The 22,543-nt window shown below is 55.2% G+C and carries 18 protein-coding genes and 1 pseudogene; 2 read left to right on the forward strand and 17 right to left on the reverse strand.

The window, feature by feature from the left end; genetic code table 11:
* Nucleotides 1–75: 75 nt before the first annotated feature.
* The 10 genes and pseudogenes from G6Q29_RS08010 to G6Q29_RS21825 form a co-directional block, all read right to left on the reverse strand.
* A complete protein-coding gene (locus tag G6Q29_RS08010; protein WP_242637206.1) occupies nt 76–564 on the reverse strand; it encodes a toxin-antitoxin system YwqK family antitoxin in 489 nt (162 codons plus the stop codon).
* Between the two features lie 124 nt (nt 565–688).
* A complete protein-coding gene (gene carB, locus G6Q29_RS08015; RefSeq protein ID WP_165465188.1) occupies nt 689–3,913 on the reverse strand; it encodes a carbamoyl-phosphate synthase large subunit in 3,225 nt (1,074 codons plus the stop codon).
* Between the two features lie 18 nt (nt 3,914–3,931).
* Nucleotides 3,932–5,080 carry a glutamine-hydrolyzing carbamoyl-phosphate synthase small subunit gene (gene carA / locus G6Q29_RS08020; protein ID WP_165465189.1) on the reverse strand — a complete coding sequence of 383 codons (1,149 nt, stop codon included), beginning with the start codon at nt 5,078–5,080 and terminating at the stop codon, nt 3,932–3,934.
* Between the two features lie 454 nt (nt 5,081–5,534).
* Nucleotides 5,535–6,356, reverse strand: a complete 822-nt coding sequence (dapB, locus tag G6Q29_RS08025; protein ID WP_165465190.1) for a 4-hydroxy-tetrahydrodipicolinate reductase — start codon at nt 6,354–6,356, stop codon at nt 5,535–5,537.
* A gap of 205 nt (nt 6,357–6,561) precedes the next feature.
* Complete coding sequence (ispH, locus tag G6Q29_RS08030) at nt 6,562–7,512, reverse strand: 4-hydroxy-3-methylbut-2-enyl diphosphate reductase (RefSeq protein ID WP_165465191.1); 951 nt, start codon at nt 7,510–7,512, stop codon at nt 6,562–6,564.
* Between the two features lies 1 nt (nt 7,513).
* Nucleotides 7,514–7,963 carry an FKBP-type peptidyl-prolyl cis-trans isomerase gene (gene fkpB / locus G6Q29_RS08035; protein ID WP_165465192.1) on the reverse strand — a complete coding sequence of 150 codons (450 nt, stop codon included), beginning with the start codon at nt 7,961–7,963 and terminating at the stop codon, nt 7,514–7,516.
* A 118-nt stretch (nt 7,964–8,081) separates the two neighbouring features.
* A complete protein-coding gene (lspA, locus tag G6Q29_RS08040) occupies nt 8,082–8,582 on the reverse strand; it encodes a signal peptidase II (RefSeq protein ID WP_165465193.1) in 501 nt (166 codons plus the stop codon).
* Nucleotides 8,582–11,398 (reverse strand): isoleucine--tRNA ligase, encoded by a 2,817-nt coding sequence (gene ileS, locus G6Q29_RS08045; RefSeq protein WP_165465194.1) that lies wholly within the window; start codon nt 11,396–11,398, stop codon nt 8,582–8,584. The genes lspA and ileS overlap by 1 nt, the downstream gene beginning before the upstream one ends.
* Before the next feature lie 45 nt (nt 11,399–11,443).
* Nucleotides 11,444–12,370, reverse strand: a complete 927-nt coding sequence (ribF, locus tag G6Q29_RS08050) for a bifunctional riboflavin kinase/FAD synthetase (RefSeq protein ID WP_165465195.1) — start codon at nt 12,368–12,370, stop codon at nt 11,444–11,446.
* A gap of 7 nt (nt 12,371–12,377) precedes the next feature.
* Nucleotides 12,378–12,544: pseudogene (locus tag G6Q29_RS21825) on the reverse strand (DUF2575 domain-containing protein).
* Nucleotides 12,545–12,698: 154 nt separating this feature from the next.
* Here G6Q29_RS21825 and rpsT point away from each other — a divergent pair.
* Nucleotides 12,699–12,962 carry a 30S ribosomal protein S20 gene (rpsT, locus tag G6Q29_RS08060; protein WP_003856458.1) on the forward strand — a complete coding sequence of 88 codons (264 nt, stop codon included), beginning with the start codon at nt 12,699–12,701 and terminating at the stop codon, nt 12,960–12,962.
* A 58-nt stretch (nt 12,963–13,020) separates the two neighbouring features.
* On the opposite strand, the gene nhaR is transcribed toward rpsT, so the two are convergent.
* From nhaR to dnaK, 4 genes are all read right to left on the reverse strand, one after another.
* The gene (gene nhaR, locus G6Q29_RS08065) at nt 13,021–13,920 is read right to left on the reverse strand and encodes a transcriptional activator NhaR (RefSeq protein ID WP_003856462.1); all 900 of its coding nucleotides are present in this window, start codon (nt 13,918–13,920) and stop codon (nt 13,021–13,023) included.
* Nucleotides 13,921–13,977: 57 nt separating this feature from the next.
* A complete protein-coding gene (gene nhaA / locus G6Q29_RS08070) occupies nt 13,978–15,153 on the reverse strand; it encodes a Na+/H+ antiporter NhaA (RefSeq protein ID WP_165465196.1) in 1,176 nt (391 codons plus the stop codon).
* 173 nt (nt 15,154–15,326) lie between these two features.
* Entirely contained in the window at nt 15,327–16,472 is a 1,146-nt protein-coding gene (dnaJ, locus tag G6Q29_RS08075) for a molecular chaperone DnaJ (protein WP_008502040.1), read from the reverse strand.
* A gap of 87 nt (nt 16,473–16,559) precedes the next feature.
* A complete protein-coding gene (gene dnaK, locus G6Q29_RS08080) occupies nt 16,560–18,473 on the reverse strand; it encodes a molecular chaperone DnaK (RefSeq protein WP_165465197.1) in 1,914 nt (637 codons plus the stop codon).
* A gap of 295 nt (nt 18,474–18,768) precedes the next feature.
* On the opposite strand from dnaK, the gene satP reads away from it, so the two are divergent.
* Nucleotides 18,769–19,335 carry an acetate uptake transporter gene (gene satP / locus G6Q29_RS08085; RefSeq protein ID WP_165465198.1) on the forward strand — a complete coding sequence of 189 codons (567 nt, stop codon included), beginning with the start codon at nt 18,769–18,771 and terminating at the stop codon, nt 19,333–19,335.
* Here the strand turns inward: satP and G6Q29_RS08090 are convergent.
* The 3 genes from G6Q29_RS08090 to tal all read right to left on the reverse strand — a co-directional run bounded on the left by G6Q29_RS08090 (nt 19,312) and on the right by tal (nt 22,408).
* On the reverse strand, nt 19,312–20,634 hold the full coding sequence (locus tag G6Q29_RS08090) for an MFS transporter (RefSeq protein ID WP_165465199.1): 1,323 nt from the start codon (nt 20,632–20,634) through the stop codon (nt 19,312–19,314). The genes satP and G6Q29_RS08090 overlap by 24 nt on opposite strands.
* A gap of 122 nt (nt 20,635–20,756) precedes the next feature.
* Nucleotides 20,757–21,344, reverse strand: a complete 588-nt coding sequence (mog, locus tag G6Q29_RS08095) for a molybdopterin adenylyltransferase (protein ID WP_165465200.1) — start codon at nt 21,342–21,344, stop codon at nt 20,757–20,759.
* A gap of 110 nt (nt 21,345–21,454) precedes the next feature.
* Nucleotides 21,455–22,408 (reverse strand): transaldolase, encoded by a 954-nt coding sequence (gene tal, locus G6Q29_RS08100; RefSeq protein WP_003856481.1) that lies wholly within the window; start codon nt 22,406–22,408, stop codon nt 21,455–21,457.
* Nucleotides 22,409–22,543: the final 135 nt, after the last annotated feature.

Consider the following 22,543-nt stretch of genomic DNA (forward strand, 5'->3'; position numbering starts at 1 on the left):
GAACTAACACTGTAGCGGAAAACACTGCTGCCATGGAAAAATACAGAACACTCTGAAGTTATAGTGGAAAGCGGTTTAGCTTTTCGTCGGGAAACCGTCTTTGTACATTACCGTCTGCACAACTTTGCCGCTTGCGTCGTAGGTTTTCGCCTCGCCGTTCGCCACGCTCGCTTTGAAGGTGATTGTCGAGCGGAGCTTACCCTCCTGGGTATAGCCCTGCGACAGGCCCTCGGCTTTACAGTTCACCAGCGGGGTATGGCTTCTTAACACGCCGTTTGGGTAGTAAACGTCGATATACTCATTGAAGCAGCGGTCTTTCACGACGGTTTCAAACTTCTTATTCCCGTTGTCGTATTTCTCGACCAGTTTTCCTTCCGGCACCGTATCGGCAACCTTCACTTCTGGGGTGGTGAGTTTTTTTTGCGGCTCAAGATCGTCCTGCAATCCCTTAGCGTAGTCCGGGGTCATCCCCATTTTATCGATTGTGTTAGTGACGGATGAGGAAAATTCGGCGCAGCCAGACAGCAGCGCCACCAGAGATACCAGCGTAATGGAACGAATCACATGCAGCCCCTTTTTGTGTTTGTGAGCTAACCATGCGTTCAGTGGCGGGTTGACGCAACCGCCAAAAATGGTCGGAAAGACAAAAAAAAACCCGCCGAAGCGGGTTTTGAGAGAATTCCGAAGCTTACTTCGTAATCTGCGCGTGCATTTCCTGCACCGAAATCACCTTCTCGGTGGCATCCGCGTTCAGCGCCATCGCCGTTGCGAAACCGCCGTTCAGGGTGGTGTCGTAGTGCACTTTGTACTGGAGCGCGCTGCGGCGAATCAGCTTGGAGTCTTCAATCGCCTGGCGACCTGCGGTGGTGTTAATGATGTAGGTGTACTCGCCATTCTTAATGCGATCCTGAATATGCGGACGACCTTCATGCACTTTGTTCACCAGACGCGGGTTGATGCCTGCCTCACCCAGCACAATTGCCGTACCGTGAGTGGCGTCCAGTTCGAATCCCTGCTTCAGCAGCTTGGCGGCCAGGTCAACCACGCGCTCTTTATCACCCTCGCGAACGGAGAGCAGCGCACGGCCTGATTTTCTCATGGTGGAGCTACTGCCCAGCTGCGCTTTCGCAAACGCTTCTGCGAAGGTACGGCCAACGCCCATCACTTCCCCGGTAGAGCGCATCTCTGGCCCTAACAGCGGATCAACGCCCGGGAATTTGTTAAACGGCAGCACCACCTCTTTCACCGAGTAGTACGGCGGGATGATTTCTTTCGTGACGCCCTGCTGAGCCAGCGTCTGGCCAGCCATCACGCGCGCCGCCACTTTCGCCAGCGGAATACCGGTCGCTTTGGAGACGAACGGTACGGTACGCGCCGCACGCGGGTTGACTTCAATCAGATAGACTTCGTTGTCTTTTACCGCGAACTGAACGTTCATCAGGCCGCGAACCTGGAGCTCGAAGGCCAGCTTCTGCACCTGCTGGCGCATCACGTCCTGGATTTCCTGGCTCAGGGTGTACGCCGGCAGAGAACATGCGGAGTCACCGGAGTGCACGCCCGCCTGCTCGATGTGCTCCATGATGCCGCCAATCAGCACCCTTTCTCCGTCGCAGATGGCATCCACGTCCACTTCAACCGCGTCGTCGAGGAAGCGGTCGAGCAGCACTGGCGCATCGTTGGAAACACTCACCGCCGTCTGGAAGTAGCGACGCAGGTCCGCTTCGTCGTAGACGATTTCCATCGCGCGGCCGCCCAGTACGTAGGATGGACGCACCACCAGCGGGTAGCCGATCTCTTTCGCTTTCTCAACGGCCATTTCAATCGCGGTCACGGTGGCGTTCGCCGGCTGTTTCAGCTTAAGACGGTCAACCGCCTGCTGGAAACGCTCACGGTCTTCCGCACGGTCAATTGCATCCGGGCTGGTGCCGATTACCGGCACGCCTGCTGCTTCCAGCGCGCGCGCCAGCTTCAGCGGAGTCTGGCCGCCGTACTGTACGATCACGCCTTTTGGCTTCTCGATGCGTACGATTTCCAGCACGTCTTCCAGCGTAACCGGCTCAAAGTAGAGGCGGTCGGAGGTGTCGTAGTCGGTAGAAACAGTTTCCGGGTTACAGTTGACCATGATGGTCTCGTAACCGTCTTCACGCAGCGCCAGCGAGGCGTGTACGCAACAGTAGTCAAATTCGATGCCCTGACCGATACGGTTTGGACCGCCGCCCAGCACCATGATCTTGTCGCGGTCAACGGATGGATTCGCTTCGCACTCGTCTTCATAGGTGGAGTACATGTACGCGGTGTCAGTTGAGAACTCTGCCGCACAGGTGTCTACGCGCTTGTAAACCGGGTGCAGGTCATACTGGTCACGCAGCTTGCGGATCTCCGCTTCACGCACGCCTGCCAGTTTAGCCAGACGCGCATCGGCGAAGCCTTTACGCTTCAGCATGCGCAGGAAGTCTGCATCCAGGCCGTTAATCCCCAGCTCCGCCACTTTCTCTTCCAGGCGCACCAGCTCTTCAATCTGCACCAGGAACCAGCGGTCGATGTTAGTCAGGTTAAATACCCCGTCGACGGACAGACCCGCGCGGAAGGCATCGGCGATGTACCAGATGCGATCTGCACCCGCGTCTTTCAGTTCACGGCGGATTTTGGTCAGTGCTTCCGGGTCGTCCAGGCTGACTTTCGGGTCAAACCCGGTCGCGCCCACTTCCAGGCCGCGCAGCGCTTTTTGCAGGGATTCCTGCTGCGTGCGGCCAATCGCCATGACTTCACCAACAGATTTCATCTGGGTAGTCAGACGATCGTTAGCGCCAGCGAATTTTTCGAAGTTGAAGCGTGGAATTTTGGTCACTACGTAGTCGATGGACGGTTCGAAGGACGCTGGCGTGCGACCACCGGTGATGTCGTTCATCAGTTCGTCAAGGGTATAACCCACCGCCAGTTTCGCCGCCACTTTCGCAATCGGGAAGCCGGTGGCTTTGGAGGCCAGCGCGGAGGAACGGGACACGCGCGGGTTCATTTCGATAACAATCAGACGGCCGGTTTTCGGGTTCACCGAAAACTGCACGTTAGAGCCGCCGGTTTCCACGCCGATTTCACGCAGTACCGCCATCGAGGCGTTACGCATGATTTGGTACTCTTTGTCGGTCAGCGTCTGAGCTGGCGCAACGGTGATGGAGTCGCCGGTGTGGATCCCCATCGCATCGAAGTTTTCGATGGAGCAGACGATGATGCAGTTATCGTTTTTATCACGCACCACTTCCATCTCGTACTCTTTCCAGCCAATCAGCGACTCGTCAATCAGCAGCTCTTTGGTTGGGGAGAGATCCAGGCCGCGCTCGCAAATCTCTTCAAACTCTTCGCGGTTGTAAGCGATACCGCCGCCGGTGCCGCCCATAGTGAAGGACGGACGGATGATGCACGGATAACCCACTTCAGCCGCCACGGCCAGCGCTTCTTCCATATTGTGCGCGATGCCGGAACGTGCGGTATCAAGGCCAATTTTTTTCATTGCCACGTCGAAGCGACGACGGTCTTCTGCTTTATCAATCGCGTCGGCAGTCGCGCCGATCATGGTCACGCCGAACTCGGCCAGTACGCCCTGACGTTCCAGCTCCAGCGCGCAGTTCAGCGCCGTCTGACCGCCCATGGTCGGCAGCACCGCATCCGGGCGCTCTTTTTCGATGATTTTACGTACCACTTCCCAGTGAATCGGCTCGATGTAGGTCGCATCAGCCATTTCCGGGTCGGTCATGATGGTCGCCGGGTTAGAGTTTACCAGGATAACGCGGTAACCCTCTTCGCGCAGGGCTTTACATGCCTGTGCGCCGGAATAGTCGAATTCGCAGGCCTGGCCGATGACAATCGGGCCAGCGCCAAGGATCAGGATGCTTTTTATGTCTGTACGTTTTGGCATGGTTTTCTCAGCTCCTGATTATTTAGCGGTCTTACGGTATTGCTCGATAAGTTCGATGAAGTGATCGAACAGCGGCGCGGCATCATGTGGGCCCGGGCTGGCTTCAGGGTGGCCCTGGAAGCTGAACGCAGGCTTATCGGTGCGATGGATACCCTGCAAGGTGCCATCGAAAAGTGATTTGTGCGTCACGCGCAGGTTGGCCGGCATCGTCGCTTCATCCACAGCGAAGCCGTGGTTCTGCGCGGTGATCATCACCGTGTTGTTATCGATGTCTTTCACCGGGTGGTTACCACCGTGGTGGCCGAACTTCATCTTGACGGTATTCGCACCGCTCGCCAGCGCCAGAAGCTGATGGCCGAGACAGATGCCGAATACCGGGATATCGGTTTCAAGGAAGGACTTGATGGCGTCAATAGCGTAATCGCACGGCGCCGGGTCGCCGGGACCGTTAGAGAGGAAGATGCCGTCCGGGTTCATCTTCAGAACATCTTCCGCAGACGTTTGTGCCGGGACGACCGTCAGGCGGCATCCACGGTCAACCAGCATACGCAGGATGTTGCGCTTGGCGCCAAAATCGTAGGCCACCACGTGGAACGGCAGCTCGCTTTCCGGTTTCGCTTCCGGCAGGTCGCCTTCCAGCGTCCAGCTTCCCTGCGTCCAGCTGTAGGCTTCAGCGGTGGTCACTTCTTTCGCCAGGTCCATACCGTTCAGTCCCGGGAAGGCTTTCGCTTTTTCCAGCGCCAGCGCTGCATCGAGGTTATCCCCTGCGATGATACAACCGTTTTGTGCACCCTTCTCGCGCAGCAGACGCGTCAGCTTACGGGTATCGATATCGGCAATCGCGACAATGTTGTGGCGCTTCAGGTAAGAAGAGAGGTCCTCGGTGTTGCGGAAGTTGCTGGCAATCAGCGGCAGGTCGCGGATGACCAGGCCTTGCGCATGTACCTGAGAGGATTCTTCGTCAGCCGCATTGGTGCCGACATTGCCGATATGGGGATAAGTAAGAGTAACGATTTGGCGAGAATAGGAAGGATCAGTGAGGATTTCTTGATAACCGGTCATTGAAGTATTGAAAACGACTTCCCCAACCGCCGAACCCGTTGCCCCTATGGCCCGACCGATAAACTGGGTTCCGTCTTCCAGAACCAATAGCGCTGACTTAATCAAAACACCCTCCAGAGAATATTCACTCACTTTATTTGCATATTAATTCATAACGATGTCATGAATCAATGCAAATGTGTTGCCAGCGGATTTTTGGCAAACGGCGGCATTCTGGGGATTTGAGGGGTAAAAGTCAACTTAAAACGGATATTTTGTTTAGTATTTTGCAAGCCTGGGGTGGTGAATGCAGCTTAAGCGACAAAAAGATCAGGTAAATCACTGTAGAAAACGCTTGCGCGCCTGGTTTAATGAAAAATGAGATAGTACTGCACCATAAAGTGGACCAAATGGTCAAAATTTACATTTCAGTAACGATAAAACGCAATGATAGATAGACATTTAGAAATTTAAACGAAAATACCCAATGAAACAGTCAAAATAAAAGGGCAATAAAATATTGCCCTATGCAATCAAACAATTACGACTGCAATAACCACATCACGATGGGTAATAATGCTTACAAATTGTTGAGATCGAGCACATCTCGCATATCAAAAAGGCCGTCTTTCTTGTTTTTTAGCCACAAAGCGGATCGTACGGCGCCGTTAGCGAACGTCATTCGGCTGGAGGCCTTATGTGTAATTTCGACACGTTCGCCAATATCGGCGAACATCGCCGTGTGTTCGCCGACGATATCGCCCGCTCGCACAGTAGCGAAACCAATGGTGCCCGGCACGCGTTCGCCGGTATGACCTTCGCGGGTATAGACCGCGCAGTCTTTTAACTCTTTATCGAGTGCATGAGCAATCGCTTCGCCCATCGCCAGCGCCGTACCTGACGGCGCATCAACTTTATAACGGTGGTGCGCTTCAACAATCTCGATATCGGTGTAGTCGCCCATCACCTTCGCCGCCTTCTCCAGCAGTTTCAGCATGACGTTTACCCCCACGCTAAAGTTTGCCGCAAAGACAATCGCAATCTCAGTGGACGCATCCTGAATGGCCTGCTTACCGGCCTCGTCAAAACCGGTGGTACCAATCACCATCCCTTTATTATGCTGACGGCAAAACGCCAGATGAGCCAACGTGCCTTCGGGGCGGGTGAAATCGATAAACACGTCAAAGTCTTCTTTCACCGCCTCAAGGCTGCTCTGCACGGTAACGCCCGTCTGACCTGCGCCCGCCAGCTCGCCTGCATCGGCTCCCAAAAGCGATGAACCTTCACGCTCCAGCGCCGCGCCAAGCGCCACGCCATCCATCTGTAGTGCCGCCTGAATCAGCTGACGGCCCATACGTCCGCCCGCGCCCGCAATGGCGACGCGGATCTGTGCATCATGCATAGTTATTCTCTTACGTTAAAATGATGTAAATCGTTTTCAGATTAACCAGCCTTCGCAAAGGCTGCCAACTGAAAACACCGATAATTAGAATTTAACGTGAAACAGACTTAAATATCAGTAAAAGACATGATTTTGTCGTCACGATAAAGTACGGGGCAAAAAAAAGGCCAGCACATGAGATGCTGGCCTTTCATCAGATAAGGGGTTATTCCACTTCGCGGGCGTCGATTCGCAGCTCTTTCGGCACTTCAAAGACAATGTTCTCTTCACGGCCTTCCAGCGGTACCGCTTCGCCGCCGCCCAGCTCCTGCAGGCGAGCAATGACGTTCTGCACCAGAATATCCGGTGCGGAAGCGCCAGCCGTCACACCGACGCAGGCCGCGTTTTTCACCCACGCTTCCTGAATGTCCGTTGCATCGTCAATCAGGAACGCCGCTTTTCCCATACGCTGCGCCAGTTCGGCCAGGCGGTTGGAGTTAGAGGAGTTTTTGGAGCCGACCACCAGCACCACGTCCGCCTGTTCAGCCAGCGCGCGCACCGCTTCCTGACGGTTAGTCGTGGCGTAGCAGATATCATCCTTACGCGGCCCGACGATTTTCGGGAAGCGCTTACGCAGGGCGTCAATCACGTCTGAGGTATCATCAACGGAGAGCGTCGTCTGGGTCATAAACGACAGACGGGCTTCGTTTTTGACGTTCAGCGTCAGGACATCTTCCGGCGACTCCACCAGGTACATGCCCCCTTCCGGGTTACTGTACTGGCCCATGGTGCCTTCAACTTCCGGGTGGCCCGCGTGACCAATCAGAATCGATTCTTCACCACGACGGCTGGCGCGCGCCACTTCCATATGCACTTTCGTCACCAGCGGGCAGGTGGCATCGAATACGGTCAGATCGCGGCTTTTGGCTTCGTTACGCACCGCCTGCGAGACGCCGTGGGCAGAGAAGATCAGGATTGCACCGTCCGGCACTTCGCTGATCTGCTCAATGAAAATCGCCCCGCGCTCGCGCAGACTGTCGACCACGTAGCGGTTGTGCACCACTTCATGACGCACATAAATCGGCGCGCCGTAAATTTCCAGCGCGTTTTCAACAATGCTGATAGCGCGGTCTACACCGGCGCAGAAGCCGCGCGGGTTAGCCAACAGGATCTGCATTTCAGGCCTCCAGTGCTGGGTCAATCTCCAGCACTTCAACATCAAAATGAACGGTACGCCCGGCAAGCGGATGGTTGAAATCAACGGTAATCGAGTCGCCATTGATTTCGCGGATCACGCCAGGCATTTCGCTGCCGTCCATAGCGGTAAAGAGCATAATCGCCCCTACTTCCGGTTCGCCCGCATCCATAAATTCACGGCGCGAGAAGTATTGCACCAGGTCCGGACTTGGCAAGCCAAACGCCGCATCCGGCTCCAGCGAAAATGCCTTTTTCTCGCCCTCTTTCAGGCCAAGAAGCTGCTGCTCAAGCCCTTCAGACAGGGAGGTATCGCCCAGGCGAAACAGGGCCGGTTTGCCGTTGTTACGGGTGGATTCAGCCGTGGAGCCATCATCCAGCTTCAGGGTGAAGTGAACGAGAACCGCGCTGTTGCTCTGTACGGATTTAGACATGCAAATTGCTCGCTTGTTTTGGGTTACCTGTTTGCCCGGTGGCGCTTAGCTTACCGGGCCTACGGGAGGCCACAAATTCTGTAGGCCGGGTAAGCGTAGCGCCACCCGGCATTGATGCTTACGCCTGCTCTTTCGCGGCCGGTTTAGGCAAGAAGCCTTCCAGCACGATTAACGCCGCACCAATACAAATTGCAGTATCGGCCAGGTTAAAGGTGGCGAAGTGCCAGTTGCCGACATAGAAGTCAATCATATCGACCACAAAGCCGTGCCACAGACGGTCAAACAGGTTGCCCAGCGCACCGCCAATGATCAGCGCGTAGGCGATGTTATTCAGCTTTTGCGTGGCTTTCCCGCGGTACATCAGCACCGCCAGCACAACGCAGATACCGAGAGCGATACCTGCGAAGAACCAGCGCTGCCAGCCGCCGCTGTCAGCCAGGAAGCTAAACGCCGCGCCGTAGTTGCGCGCATAGTGCAGATTAAGCGACGGGAACAGCGAAACCGTATCCCCCAGAGCAAAGTTCTGGAGGATCAGGTATTTGCTGCCCAAATCAATAATCAGCACGACTACCACCAGCCACAGCCAGCGCAGCCCTGTTGAAGAGAGTGATTTACTCATCAGGCAAACTTACGTTTTTCGCCATCACCGGCGATGTTGCTGACACAGCGTCCGCAGATCTCTGCGTGTTCCGCCACCTTGCCGACATCGGTCGTGTAATGCCAGCAGCGCGAGCACTTCTCGCCCTCGGCTTTCGCCAGCGCCACTTTCAGCCCTTTGAGCAGTTCGCTCTGCTGGGCATCAGCGCTCGCGTCGGCATAATCCGCAACATTCGCACCAGAGGTCAACAGGACAAATCGTAATTCATCGCCCAGCGCCGTCAGCTTCGCCGCCAGCTCAGGTTCCGCATACAGGGTTACTGCCGCTTCCAGAGAGCCGCCCACTTTCTTGTCGGCACGCGCCTGCTCGATAACCTTGTTCACTTCGCCGCGCACTTTCAGCAGCTCGTCCCAGAAGCTGTCGTTCATGGCTTCGGTCCCAGACAGGCCAAACAGACCTTCGTACCACTCGCCGGTGAAGACATACTTCTCACGATCCCCTGGCAGGTAGCCCCAGATCTCATCCGCGGTGAAGGACATGATCGGCGCCATCCAGCGTACCAGCGCCTCTGCGATGTGGAACAGCGCGGTCTGGCAGCTACGACGCGCCACGCTGTCCGCTTTCGCGGTGTACTGGCGGTCTTTGATGATGTCGAGGTAGAACGAGCCCATTTCGATGGAGCAGAAGCGCATCAGGCGCTGCACCACTTCGTGGAAGTCATAAGACTCATAGGCTTTCAGGATATCCTCCTGCGCCGCCTTCGCGCAGCCTACCGCCCAGCGATCGAGCACGACCATCTCTTCCGGTTTCACCATGTCTTTCACTGGGTCAAAGCCGTTCAGGTTCGCCAGCAGGAAGCGCGCGGTGTTACGGATACGACGATAGCTGTCGGCAGCACGCTTCAGGATCTCGTCAGACACCGCCATTTCACCGGTGTAGTCGGTAGAAGCCACCCACAGACGCAGGATGTCTGCGCCCAGCTTGTTCATCACATCCTGCGGAGAAACGGTGTTCCCGATGGATTTGGACATCTTACGACCCTGACCATCCACGGTGAAGCCGTGAGTCAGTACCTGGCGGTAAGGTGCTTTACCTTTCATGGCGGTGGAGATCATCAGGGATGACATGAACCAGCCGCGGTGTTGGTCAGACCCTTCCAGATACATGTCGGCAGCATGACCGGCAAACTCTGGACGCACGTCAACCACCGAGGCGTGGGTTGAACCGGAGTCGAACCACACGTCCAGGGTATCTGGCACTTTCTCGTAGCTGTCCGCGTCCGCGCCCAGGATGTCGCGGGCATCGAGATCCCACCACGCCTGAATGCCGTCAACTTCGACGCGCTTCGCCACTTCTTCCATCAGTTCCAGGGTGTTCGGGTGCAGTTCCTGGGTCTCTTTATGGACGAACAGAGACATCGGTACGCCCCACGTACGCTGACGGGAGATACACCAGTCAGGACGGTTAGCGACCATGGATTCGATACGCGCCTGGCCCCAGTCCGGGATCCACTGCACGCCTTTGATCTCTTTCAGAGACTGCTCGCGCAACCCTTTCTGATCCATGCTGACGAACCACTGCGGGGTCGCACGGAAGATGATTGGCGTCTTGTGACGCCAGCAGCACGGATAGCTGTGCTGCATTTTCTCAACGTGCAGCAGCGCGCCGCTGGTGCGCAGCATGTCCACGATGATGTCGTTGGCTTTAAAGACGTTGATACCGTCCAGGGCTGGATAAGTACCCGGCAGGTATGAGCCGTCCGGGCCAACCGGGTTGGCGATTTCCAGACCGTACTTCAGGCTGATATTGTAATCGTCAGGACCGTGGCCACCGGCAGTGTGTACCGCACCGGTACCGGCTTCCAGCGTAACGTGGTCGCCCAGGATTGCCGGAACATCGAAGTCCAGGAACGGGTGTTTGAAGCGCAGATGCTCCAGCTCGGCACCTTTAACCGTACCCAGAATGCTGTACTCGGTGATGTTCGCGCGCTTCAGCACGCTCTCCACCAGGTCTTTCGCCAGGATCAGCGCACGGCCTTCAACCTGTACCAGTGCATAGTCGAACTCCGCAGAAAGGGAGATCGCGCGGTTGGCTGGCAGGGTCCATGGCGTGGTGGTCCAGATTACCAGCGAGATTGGGCCTTCGACGCCTGGCAGACCAAATTTGCCTTGCAGCGCTTCCTGATCGACGCCTTCAAAAGCCACATCGATGGATGGAGAAGTTTTGTCGTAATACTCAACTTCCGCCTCAGCCAGCGCAGATCGGCAATCTACGCACCAGTGCACCGGCTTGGCGCCTTTGTGCAGGTGGCCGTTACCGATGATTTTGCCCAGCGCACGGATGATGTTGGCTTCAGTTTTGAAGTCCATGGTCAGGTACGGGTGCGACCAGTCGCCCAATACGCCCAGACGGATGAAGTCAGCGCGCTGACCGTCAACCTGCGTGGCGGCGTATTCGCGGCATTTTGCGCGAAACTCAGCGGCGGTGAACTTCTCACCTGGCTTGCCAAACTCTTGCTCCACTTTCAGCTCGATTGGCAGACCGTGGCAGTCCCAGCCCGGAACGTAAGGCGAGTCATATCCCGCGAGTCCTTTGGACTTCACGATAATGTCTTTCAGAATCTTGTTTACAGAGTGACCAATATGAATGCTGCCATTCGCATAGGGAGGGCCATCATGCAGAATGAAGGTTTTTTTGCCTTTTTTGGCTGCACGAATGATGCCGTACAGGTCATCATCGGTCCAACGCGCCAGCATTCCCGGTTCACGCTTGGCGAGATCGCCGCGCATCGGGAACCCTGTTTCCGGCAAATTCAGGGTTGATTTATAGTCACTCATCAGATTCTCGGTTCCGTATTTATCACGTAGGCAGTTAAGCCGGTTCTAAAGCCCAAAAAACTCGCGGGCCGTTAATTCATCTCGCGCGATTTGCGCCTTAAGTTCATCCAGCGAAGCGAATCGCTGTTCATTGCGTATTTTTTTACGCAGTATCACATCTATATGGCGACCGTAGAGGTCCATCACAACGTCCAGCAGGTGTACTTCTAACTGTTGACGCACACCGGCAACGGTTGGACGTGTGCCAATGTTGGCAACACCGTAGAACGGCTTCTCGCCCAGTCCTGCCACTTCCACCGCATAAACCCCTTTAACCGGGGAGACCTGACGACGCAGCGGGATATTCGCCGTCGGGAAACCTATCGTGCGGCCCAGCGCATCGCCATGGACCACGCGACCTGAAATCGTGAACGGATGGCCCAGCAGCGTTTCTGCCGTGTCCAGATCATCGTTCGCCAGCGCCTGACGTACCGCCGTGCTGCTGACGCGCACCCCGCCCTCGCAGAAGGTCATCGTACTGGTGACGTCAAACCCGTACTCCAGGCCAGCCTTCTGTAATAACAAGAAATCGCCCTGACGACCAGCGCCAAAGCGGAAATCATCGCCCACGGCGAGAAACTGTACGCCAAGCTGCCTGACCAACAGGTCGCTGACAAAGTTTTGTGCGGTCAGCGCGGCAAAGCGACGGTCGAACCGTAGGCACAGGACGTAGTCCACTCCTGACTCCGCCAGATAGCGTAACTTTTCTCGCAGACGAGTCAGCCGCGCGGGGGATTTCTCGCCTGCAAACAGCTCCAGCGGCTGAGGCTCGAAAATCATCACCACGACGGGCAGGCCTCGCGCCTCGCCTTCTTTACGCAATCCCTGCAACAGCGCCTGATGCCCACGATGCACGCCGTCGAAATTACCAATGGTCAGCACGCACCCGTGCGGGGCTTGACTGAGATTATGTATGCCGCGTATCAGCTTCATGACTGGCTCAAAACAGTGAAAATCGCCAAAGTATACCTTGTACAGCGGTTAAGGTTAACCGGCGATTGTTCACGCTAAACAGAAAGCTGTATGATTTCATCACGCTGACCTTTCACAGCAAAAAAATCTGCCCGCAAACTGCGATTTTTACGCCGAAAAGCTGTATTCACGAATGACAAGCTGGTAGAATCCTGCGCCATCACTACGTAACGTAGCGTCGCCACATTAACGGCGCTTATTTGCACAAATCCATTGACAAAAGAAGGTATAGAGGGCATATTCCTCGGCCTTTGAATTGTCCACATAGATCATATTTGGGAGTTGGACCTTGGCTAATATCAAATCAGCTAAGAAACGTGCCGTTCAGTCTGAAAAGGCTCGTAAGCACAATGCAAGCCGTCGCTCTATGATGCGTACTTTCATCAAGAAAGTATACGCAGCAATCGAAGCTGGCGACAAAGCTGCAGCGCAGAACGCATTTAACGAAATGCAACCAATCGTGGATCGTCAGGCTGCTAAAGGTCTGATCCACAAAAACAAAGCAGCGCGTCATAAAGCAAACCTGACCGCGCAGATCAACAAACTGGCTTAATCGCCACTTGTTGTTGCTTGTTTGAAAGAACCCGCTTAACGCGGGTTTTTTTATGTCTTCATATTGCCGGTGGCGTAAATAGCGCCGAGTAGTCGCGGTTGCAGATCCGCTGCACCGCCGGGTGCTGAATCATCCTTTCGGCGAATATGGCGTGGTATTCTTCCATCACGTTATCCACCCTGCCAATCTCGGTAATCTTGTCGTCTGAATAGAGATCGTGCGCATACAGCGTCGGGGCAACGAAGATAGCGTTGTGCGCCTCGCCAAAGGCTTTCATCAGCGCCGCATCGTCGAACTCGCCGAGGATTTCTACGTTCAGTCCCTGCGAGTTAAACCAGTTAAGCAGCTTACGTCCGAGCATTGAGCGTCTTCCCGGTACCAGCAAACGGCGCTCTTCCAGGCAGGCCGGAAACGGTTTTTCCGGTGGCGGATTGATGCACCAGAAACTCACGCCGCATTCACCAATTTTTACCGAGAACAGCCCCTCCTGCTGCGTGGAGTCGATAGGGCAATCCGAGATAATCATGTCCAGCTTATGCTGGCTCAGCTGTTCCAGCAGCATTTCGTGAGTGGACTCAAAGCAGCGTAAATGAATCTGTTCATCTTCTACCACCGCCGCATCCAGCACTCCGCTCACCAGCCGTTTGGACAGCGCATCCGCCACCCCCACGTCAAAGAGCAGGTTAGACTCTTTGCGATAGTTAACAATATCCAGCATCTCCTGGCTCAGGGTGAACATCTTGTCCGCATAGCGGAACACCAGTTCGCCCAGCTCGCTCGGCTCAATCCCCCGCCCTTTCCGCTTAAAAAGCTTCCCCTGCAAGCGCTCTTCCAGGGCTTTGATTTGACCGGTGATAGTCTGTGGCGTCAGGTAGAGCGCCTCTGCGGCTCCAACGACCGAGCCCTGCTTGTAGACATGCCAGAAGTAATAGAGATGGTTATAGTTCAAATGTGACATCACGTTTTCACTCCCTGATAGTTATCGGGAGAAGGCTTCCCTTCTCCCGGTTTCCTGTTATGCCTGGACAGCCTGTCCGGACAACTTCACTTTCAACAAGGTATAACCAATAGCCGCGGCCAGTAATGACCCGATGAGAATGCCGAGTTTTGCCCAGACGATAAGCTCAGGCGCGCTTGCACCAAACGCCAGCGTTGAGATAAAGATCGACATGGTAAATCCGATTCCGCACAGCACGCCGACGGCCATAATCTGACTAAAGGTGGTTCCATTTGGCAATGATGCCAGCTTCATCTTCAGCGCCAGCCAGCAGAACAGGCTAATGCCCAGCGGCTTACCGATAAACAGACCGGCGATGATGCCCAGCGGCAGCACCGAGGTGAGCCCCTCCAGGGTAACCCCTGCCAGGGACACACCCGCGTTGGCAAACGCAAACAGCGGCAGGATCATAAAGCCCACCCACGGGTGCAACACATGCTCTAATTGTTTAGCAGGCGATTTGCCGTCCTGCTCCTTCAGCGGAATAAAGAAGCCAACGATGACGCCAGCCAGCGTGGCATGCACGCCAGACTTCAGCACCGCCGTCCACAGCACCATTCCCACCAGAATATAAATACCCGTGCGTCGGACGTTGAAGATGTTCAGCAACGCCAGCACCGCAATAGCTACGGCCGCCACGCTCAGCGACAGAACAGACAGTTCACTGGTGTAGAACAGCGCGATAATCACGATAGCACCCAGGTCATCAATAATCGCCAGCGCCATCAGGAAAATTTTGAGTGCTGTCGGCACACGGCTGCCAAGCAGGGCTAAAACGCCGAGCGCAAACGCGATGTCCGTTGCGGCCGGGATCGCCCAGCCGTCACGCGCAACCGGATCCTGCCACGCAAACGCGAGAAAGAGCAACGCCGGAACGATCATCCCGCCAATGGCGGCGATCACCGGAAACGCTGCGCGCTGACGGCTGGCAAGCGAACCGATCACCAGCTCACGTTTAACCTCCAGGCCCACCAGCAGGAAGAACACCGCCATCAGCGCATCGTTGATCCACAGCAGCATGTTCTTGTTAATTTCCAGCGCCCCGACCTTCAGCTCGACGGGCGTTTCCAGAAATGCGTGATAGAGATCGCGCGTCATGCCCATGTTGGCGAGCAGCATGGCGACCACAGCAGCAATAATCAGAATAATGCCGCCGGATGCCTCACTGCTAAAAAAACGGTGTAGTAATTTCACGTTTACTCTCTCTTTTACAACAATACCTCGTTAAAACCATAATATCAGCGCAAAAAGATCGGTAAAAACAGATTAATATTGGGTATATATTCAGTTAAACCGAGCAATAAGGCTATAAAGCAAAAAGCCCGGAATCACTTCCGGGCTTTAAAGGATAGTAACCAGCTGGCGGGCTAGCGGGTTAAATCGTCGAAGAATTTTTTGACGCCATCGAAGAAGCTTTTGGAGCGCGGGCTATTTTTCTCACCCGTTGGGCCGCCAAAGCTTTCCTGCAACTCTTTGAGGAGCTGTTTCTGCTTGTCGTTCAGGCCGACCGGCGTTTCAACGACCACGCGGCATAACAGGTCACCCTGCGCGCCACCGCGAACGGATTTAACGCCTTTGCCGCGCATGCGGAACAGTTTGCCGGTCTGGGTTTCGCCAGGGATTTTCAGGTTAACGCGACCGTCCAGCGTCGGCACTTCAATTTCACCGCCGAGTGCCGCCATCGCGAAGTTGATCGGCACTTCACAGTACAGGTTGTTACCTTCACGCTCGAAGATGGCGTGCTGCTTCACCTGAACCTGAACGTACAGATCGCCTGCCGGTGCGCCGTGCTCACCTGCTTCCCCCTCACCTGCCAGACGGATGCGGTCTCCCGTATCCACGCCTGCCGGGATCTTAACAGACAGCGTTTTGGTTTTCTCAACGCGACCGTGACCGTGACATTTGGTGCACGGATCCTTAATCAGCGTACCGCGACCGTGACAGTGCGGACACGCCTGCTGCACCGCGAAGAAGCCCTGACGCATCTGAACCTGACCGGAACCGTGACAGGTCGGACAGGTCTGCGGCTGAGTCCCCGCCTTCGCACCGCTGCCGTGGCAAACGTCACACTCTTCCAGCGTCGGGATACGGATCTCTTTGGTTACGCCGCGAACCGCTTCTTCCAGCGTCAGATCCATGTTGTAGCGCAGGTCTGCGCCGCGCGCCGCACGTTGACGACCACGACCACCGCCGAAGATATCGCCGAACACATCGCCAAAGATGTCGCTGAAATCAGCACCGCCGCCAAAGCCGCCGCCACCGAATCCGCCGCCGCCCATGCCGCCCTGTTCAAAGGCCGCGTGGCCGTACTGGTCATAGGCCGCACGTTTTTGTGCATCGGTCAGGACTTCGTAGGCTTCTTTGATCTCTTTAAATTTTGCTTCAGCCTCTTTATCCCCCTGATTGCGATCCGGGTGGAATTTCATGGCCAGGCGCTTATACGCCTTTTTAATTTCACGCTCTTCCGCAGTTTTCGGAACGCCTAAAATCTCGTAATAGTCTTGCTTTGCCATTGGTTTTTTTAAGCCCCTTAACATGCGAGCACGGGCGTGGAGAATTCTCCTACGCCCGTGCCGATTACTTACCCTGCATCAGGGCGATTATTTTTTGTCTTTCACTTCTTCGAACTCAGCGTCGACAACATCGTCGTCTTTCGCGTTGTTCTGGGAAGCATCAGCGCCCGCCTGCTGCTGCGCGTGCTGCTGCTGAGCGATTTCCATCAGCTTCTGAGAAACCTGTGCCAGCTCCTGCATCTTCGCTTCGATATCCGCTTTGTCTTCGCCTTTCAGAGACGTTTCCAGCGCGCTCAGTGCAGCGTCGATTGCAGTTTTGTCTTCCGCTGGCAGTTTATCGCCCGCTTCTTCAACCTGCTTACGGGTGCTGTGCAGCAGATGGTCACCCTGGTTGCGGGTCTGAACCAGCTCTTCGAACTTACGGTCGGATTCCGCGTTAGCTTCGGCATCACGAACCATTTTTTCGATTTCCGCTTCGTTCAGGCCAGAAGATGCCTTGATGGTGATCTTCTGCTCTTTACCGCTGTTTTTGTCTTTCGCAGACACGTGCAGGATACCGTCAGCATCGATGTCGAAGGTGACTTCGATCTGTGGCATGCCGCGTGGTGCCGGGTTAATACCGTCCAGGTTGAACTGACCCAGAGATTTGTTATCCGCCGCACGCTTACGCTCGCCCTGAATCACATGGATGGTTACCGCAGACTGGTTGTCTTCAGCGGTAGAGAACACCTGGCTGTGTTTCGTCGGGATAGTGGTGTTTTTGTTGATGAGCGGAGTCATCACGCCACCCATGGTTTCGATACCCAGAGACAGTGGGGTAACGTCCAGCAGCAGTACGTCTTTCACTTCACCCGTCAGTACACCACCCTGAACCGCAGCACCGATAGCAACGGCTTCGTCCGGGTTCACGTCTTTACGTGGCTCTTTACCAAAGAACTCAGCGACTTTCTTCTGAACCATTGGCATACGGGTCTGACCACCTACCAGGATAACGTCCTGGATGTCAGACACGGACAGGCCAGCGTCCTGCAATGCAACTTTCAGTGGCTCGATAGAACGGTTCACCAGGTCTTCTACCAGGCTTTCCAGTTTCGCACGGGTCACTTTGATGTTCATGTGTTTTGGACCGGTCGCGTCTGCGGTGATGTACGGCAGGTTCACGTCGGTCTGCTGAGCGGAAGACAGCTCGATCTTCGCTTTCTCAGCGGCTTCTTTCAGGCGCTGCATGGCCAGCGGGTCGTTACGCAGGTCAATGCCCTGATCTTTCTTGAACTCGTCAACGAGGTAGTTGATAAGACGGGTATCGAAGTCTTCACCACCCAGGTGGGTATCACCGTTGGTTGCCAGAACTTCGAAAGTTTTTTCGCCGTCAACGTCGTCGATTTCGATAATAGAGATATCGAAAGTACCACCACCCAGGTCGTAAACCGCGATAGTACGGTTGCCAACTTCTTTATCCAGACCGTAAGCCAGTGCTGCTGCGGTTGGTTCGTTGATGATACGTTTTACTTCCAGACCTGCGATACGGCCAGCATCTTTGGTTGCCTGACGCTGAGCATCGTTGAAGTAAGCAGGTACGGTGATAACAGCTTCAGTTACCGGTTCACCCAGGTAATCTTCCGCGGTTTTCTTCATTTTCTTCAGCACTTCAGCAGAGATCTGCGGAGGTGCCGTTTTGGTGCCTTTCACATCAAGCCATGCATCGCCGTTATCGGCTGCGATGATTTTGTAAGGCATGATGGAAACGTCACGCTGAACTTCTTCGTCCTGGAAGCGGCGGCCAATCAGGCGTTTGATCGCAAACAGGGTGTTTTGCGGGTTTGTCACTGCCTGACGTTTAGCCGGCTGACCAACCAGAGTTTCACCATCCTGGGTATAAGCAATGATAGAAGGCGTGGTGCGATCGCCCTCGGCGTTCTCCAGCACACGTGCAGTAGTGCCGTCCATAATCGCTACACAAGAGTTGGTAGTACCCAGGTCGATACCAATAATTTTACCCATCTAAACGTCTCCACTAAAAATTCAGTCAACATGTGGTTGTGTACCTGTAATAAGGGCAGAACGTGCTTTTTCAACTGCCCAGATTTGATTTTTTTCAGGTCCACACACTGCGGTTGACTACAAGATGGGGTCGCTACGGCATCCATCAAGGGGCAAGCATGAAAAAAATTTTAATTTCACCCTGATGAGATCATAGACGGCGTCGATGCCGCCCATTATGATGCCGCGCCCCGCCAGGGAGAACTGGCGCGGGTTTACCATTTCACCATATTAATGATGATTTTTTTGAGGACTTATGGGCAACACTAAGTTGGCTAATCCGGCTCCGCTGGGCCTGATGGGTTTTGGCATGACCACCATTCTGCTGAACCTGCACAATATCGGGATGTTCCCGATGGACGGCATTATCCTGGCGATGGGCATTTTTTACGGCGGTATCGCACAAATCTTTGCGGGCCTGCTGGAATATAAGAAAGGCAACACCTTCGGCTTAACCGCCTTTACCTCTTACGGTTCCTTCTGGCTGACCCTCGTCGCGATTCTGCTGATGCCTAAAATGGGCCTGGCGGAGGCGGCAAACGCCCATTTCCTGGGCGTGTACCTGGGACTGTGGGGCGTGTTCACCCTGTTCATGTTCTTCGGCACTCTCAAGGCGAACCGCGCGCTGCAATTCGTCTTCCTGAGCCTGACCGTTCTGTTCGCTCTGCTGGCCATCGGCCACCTGGCGGATAACGAAGGCATCGTTCACGTTGCCGGCTGGGTGGGTCTGGTGTGCGGCGCAAGCGCAATCTACCTGGCGATGGGTGAAGTGCTGAACGAGCAGTTCGGCCGCACCATTCTACCGATTGGTGAAAAACACTGATCCCTCTGTCGTGCCCGCGTCGCGGGCACGACGTCCCTCTGACTGGCGAAGCCAGATCCCTAATACCAGCCCCATCAACGATAACGCCAGCACGTACCACGCGGGAGCGAGGGGTGACATCCCCATGAGCACCGTGACCACAATCGGGGTCAGCCCCCCGAAAATGGCATACGAGACGTTATAAGAGAAAGAGATCCCGGTGAAACGTACCTCCGGCGGGAAGGCGCGGACCATCACGTACGGTACGGCGCCAACGACGCCCACGCACAGCCCGACGATGCCGTACAGCAGGAATAACTGTTCAGGATGGCTGCCCGCCAGATGATAAAACGCCCAGCTTGAGGCGGCCAGCAGCAAACTGCCAACAATAAAGGTTACGCTGGCACCGAAGCGATCCGCAGCCAGCCCGGCGGCCAGGCAGCCGAAGCAGAGCATAATGGTCGCGATACTGTCCGCCTGTAACGTCACTGCCGGGGCGAACCCGTACTGTTTTTGCAGCCAGACCGGCGACATCAAAATCACCACTACGATGCCCGCCGAGAGCAGCCAGGTGAGCAACATCGACACCACCACCGCTTTTTTGTGGCGCACCACCACGGCTTTGACCGGCAGCTCCTGAGCCAGCGCTTTGCGCTGCTGCATCTCAAGGAAAATCGGCGTCTCCTGCAACCAGCGACGCAGGTACATCGCCACCAGACCAAACGCTCCGCCCAGCAGGAACGGTAAACGCCAGCCCCAGTCGTGCACGGCCTGCTGCGTCATGCTGGTGTTTACAATTGTCGCAACGACGGAACCGAGCAAAATTCCCACCGTTAACCCCGCGGTTAAGGTGCCGCAGGCGATACCAATGCGGCGCGCCGGAACATGTTCCGCAACAAACACCCACGCCCCCGGCACTTCCCCACCGATTGCCGCCCCCTGGAGAATACGCATAAGAAGCAGTAACAACGGGGCGATAATGCCCATCGACTCATAGGTAGGCAAAAGACCAATCGCCAGCGTCGGCACAGCCATTAGCAGGATACTGAGGGTAAACATCTTCTTGCGCCCAACCAGATCGCCAAAGTGCGCCATGACAATGCCGCCCAGCGGACGCGCCAGATACCCGGCAGCGAAAATGCCGAAGGTTTGCACCTGTCGCAGCCATTCCGGGATATCCGCCGGGAAGAACAACGCCCCTACTACGGCGGCGAAGAAAACAAAGATGATGAAGTCGTAAAACTCCAGCGCGCCGCCCAGAGCGGCGAGCGTGAGGGTTTTGTAATCCTGGCGATTCAGAGGTCGGGTGTTATGTGACATAGCGAACCATTGTGCATGTATTGTGGATTATTTTTTACAGCAATCGTAAAGAAAAAATTACTATATCGTAAATCCATTTACACGCTACTGCGGCTGACGCTAATGTCACATTTTAATCATTTTCAGGAGATTGTTTTGCGGCGAGCGCTTTTGGGGCGAAATGCTGCTACCACTTTATCGTCCGTCTCGACATACGGTCCGTCAAGCAACTGTATACAATACGGTACGCTTGCAAAGATACCGTGGACGATGACGCTGCCATCCTCCGCTTTCAGTCCTTCCAGCGTCTCCTTGATGGATTTCGGCTGGCCCGGCAGGTTCAGGATCAGCGCCTGTTTGCGGATCACCCCGACCTGACGGGAAAGAATGGCCGTCGGGACAAAGTGTAGACTGATCTGACGCATCTGCTCACCGAAGCCCGGCATTTCACGATCGGCGATAGCCAGCGTCGCGTCCGGCGTTACATCGCGGCGCGCAGGGCCGGTTCCGCCCGTCGTCAGCACAAGGTGACAGCTCATTTCATCCACCAGCTCACACAGGGTCTGCTCGATGATCGGCTGTTCGTCCGGGATCAGGCGAGTCTGGATCTCAAACGGGGTGGTTAGCGCACTGCCCAGCCACTCTTCCAGAGCAGGGATGCCTTTATCCTGGTAAACGCCGCTGGAGGCGCGGTCAGAAATCGACACTAAGCCGATGCGTAAGGTATTCATATCCATTCCATTCAAAAAGTACTGATTAAAGGGAATGATACACGCAGAGGGGAAATTCAGACAGAGTGTGAAAGAAGTAGCGTGACCGGGGACCCGGTCACGCTGAATGATTACAGCAGGTCGCCGATCATTTTTTCCAGTTTTTCCTGGTCGATAGCAAACTTACGGATACCGTCCGCCAGTTTATCTACCGCCATTGGATCCTGGTTGTGCTGCCACAGGAACTCGGATTCGGTGATGCGCTCTGGGCGCGCCTTCACTTCGCCGGTGTAGGACAGTTTACGCTCGATAGCACCTTCGCTTTCTGCCAGCTCTTTCAGCAGCGCAGGCGCGATGGTCAGGCGGTCACAGCCAGCCAGCTCGATGATTTCACCAACGTTACGGAAGCTTGCGCCCATAACAACGGTTTCATAGCCGTGCTGTTTGTAATACTCGTAGATCTCAGTCACGGAAATCACGCCCGGATCTTCAGACGCCGCATACTCTTTCTTATCGGTGTTGGCTTTGTACCAGTCCAGAATACGGCCCACGAATGGAGAAATCAGGTATACGCCAGCTTCTGCACATGCACGCGCCTGCGCGAAGGAGAACAGCAGGGTCAGGTTACAGTTGATGCCTTCTTTTTCCAGCTGCTCAGCGGCACGAATGCCCTGCCAGGTAGAGGCCAGTTTGATCAGGATACGATCGTTGCTGATGCCCGCATCGTTGTACAGTTTGATCAGGCGTTTTGCTTTGGCGATAGAGGCTTCGGTGTCGTAGGAGAGACGAGCATCAACTTCGGTAGAGATACGGCCAGGAACGAGTTTCAGGATTTCCAGACCGATATTCACTGCCAGTTTGTCAGTGGCGTCCACAACCTGCTGCGCGCGGTCATTGCTCTGTGCTTTCGCCCAGGTCACCGCTTCGTCGATCAGTTTGCGATACTCAGGGATCTGCGCGGCGTTAAGGATCAGAGAAGGGTTGGTTGTGGCATCCTGCGGCTGGTACAGCTTCATTGCCGCGATATCTCCGGTGTCAGCGACGACAGTGGTGAACTGACGAAGGGAGGTCAATTTATCCGTCATGATAGTGTTTCTCTTTTAACGTGCCCTGGATAATTCACACTACCGACAGCTTGCCAGCAGCGGAAAAATGACAGGTTTACTTGTTAGGGGGATGTAACCGGTCTGCCCTGATGATAACACGAGTGAGAGGCAGCG

Origin of the sequence: Enterobacter cloacae (genome assembly GCF_011078175.1) — a bacterium.
Classification (GTDB): Bacteria; Pseudomonadota; Gammaproteobacteria; order Enterobacterales; family Enterobacteriaceae; genus Enterobacter; species Enterobacter cloacae_Q.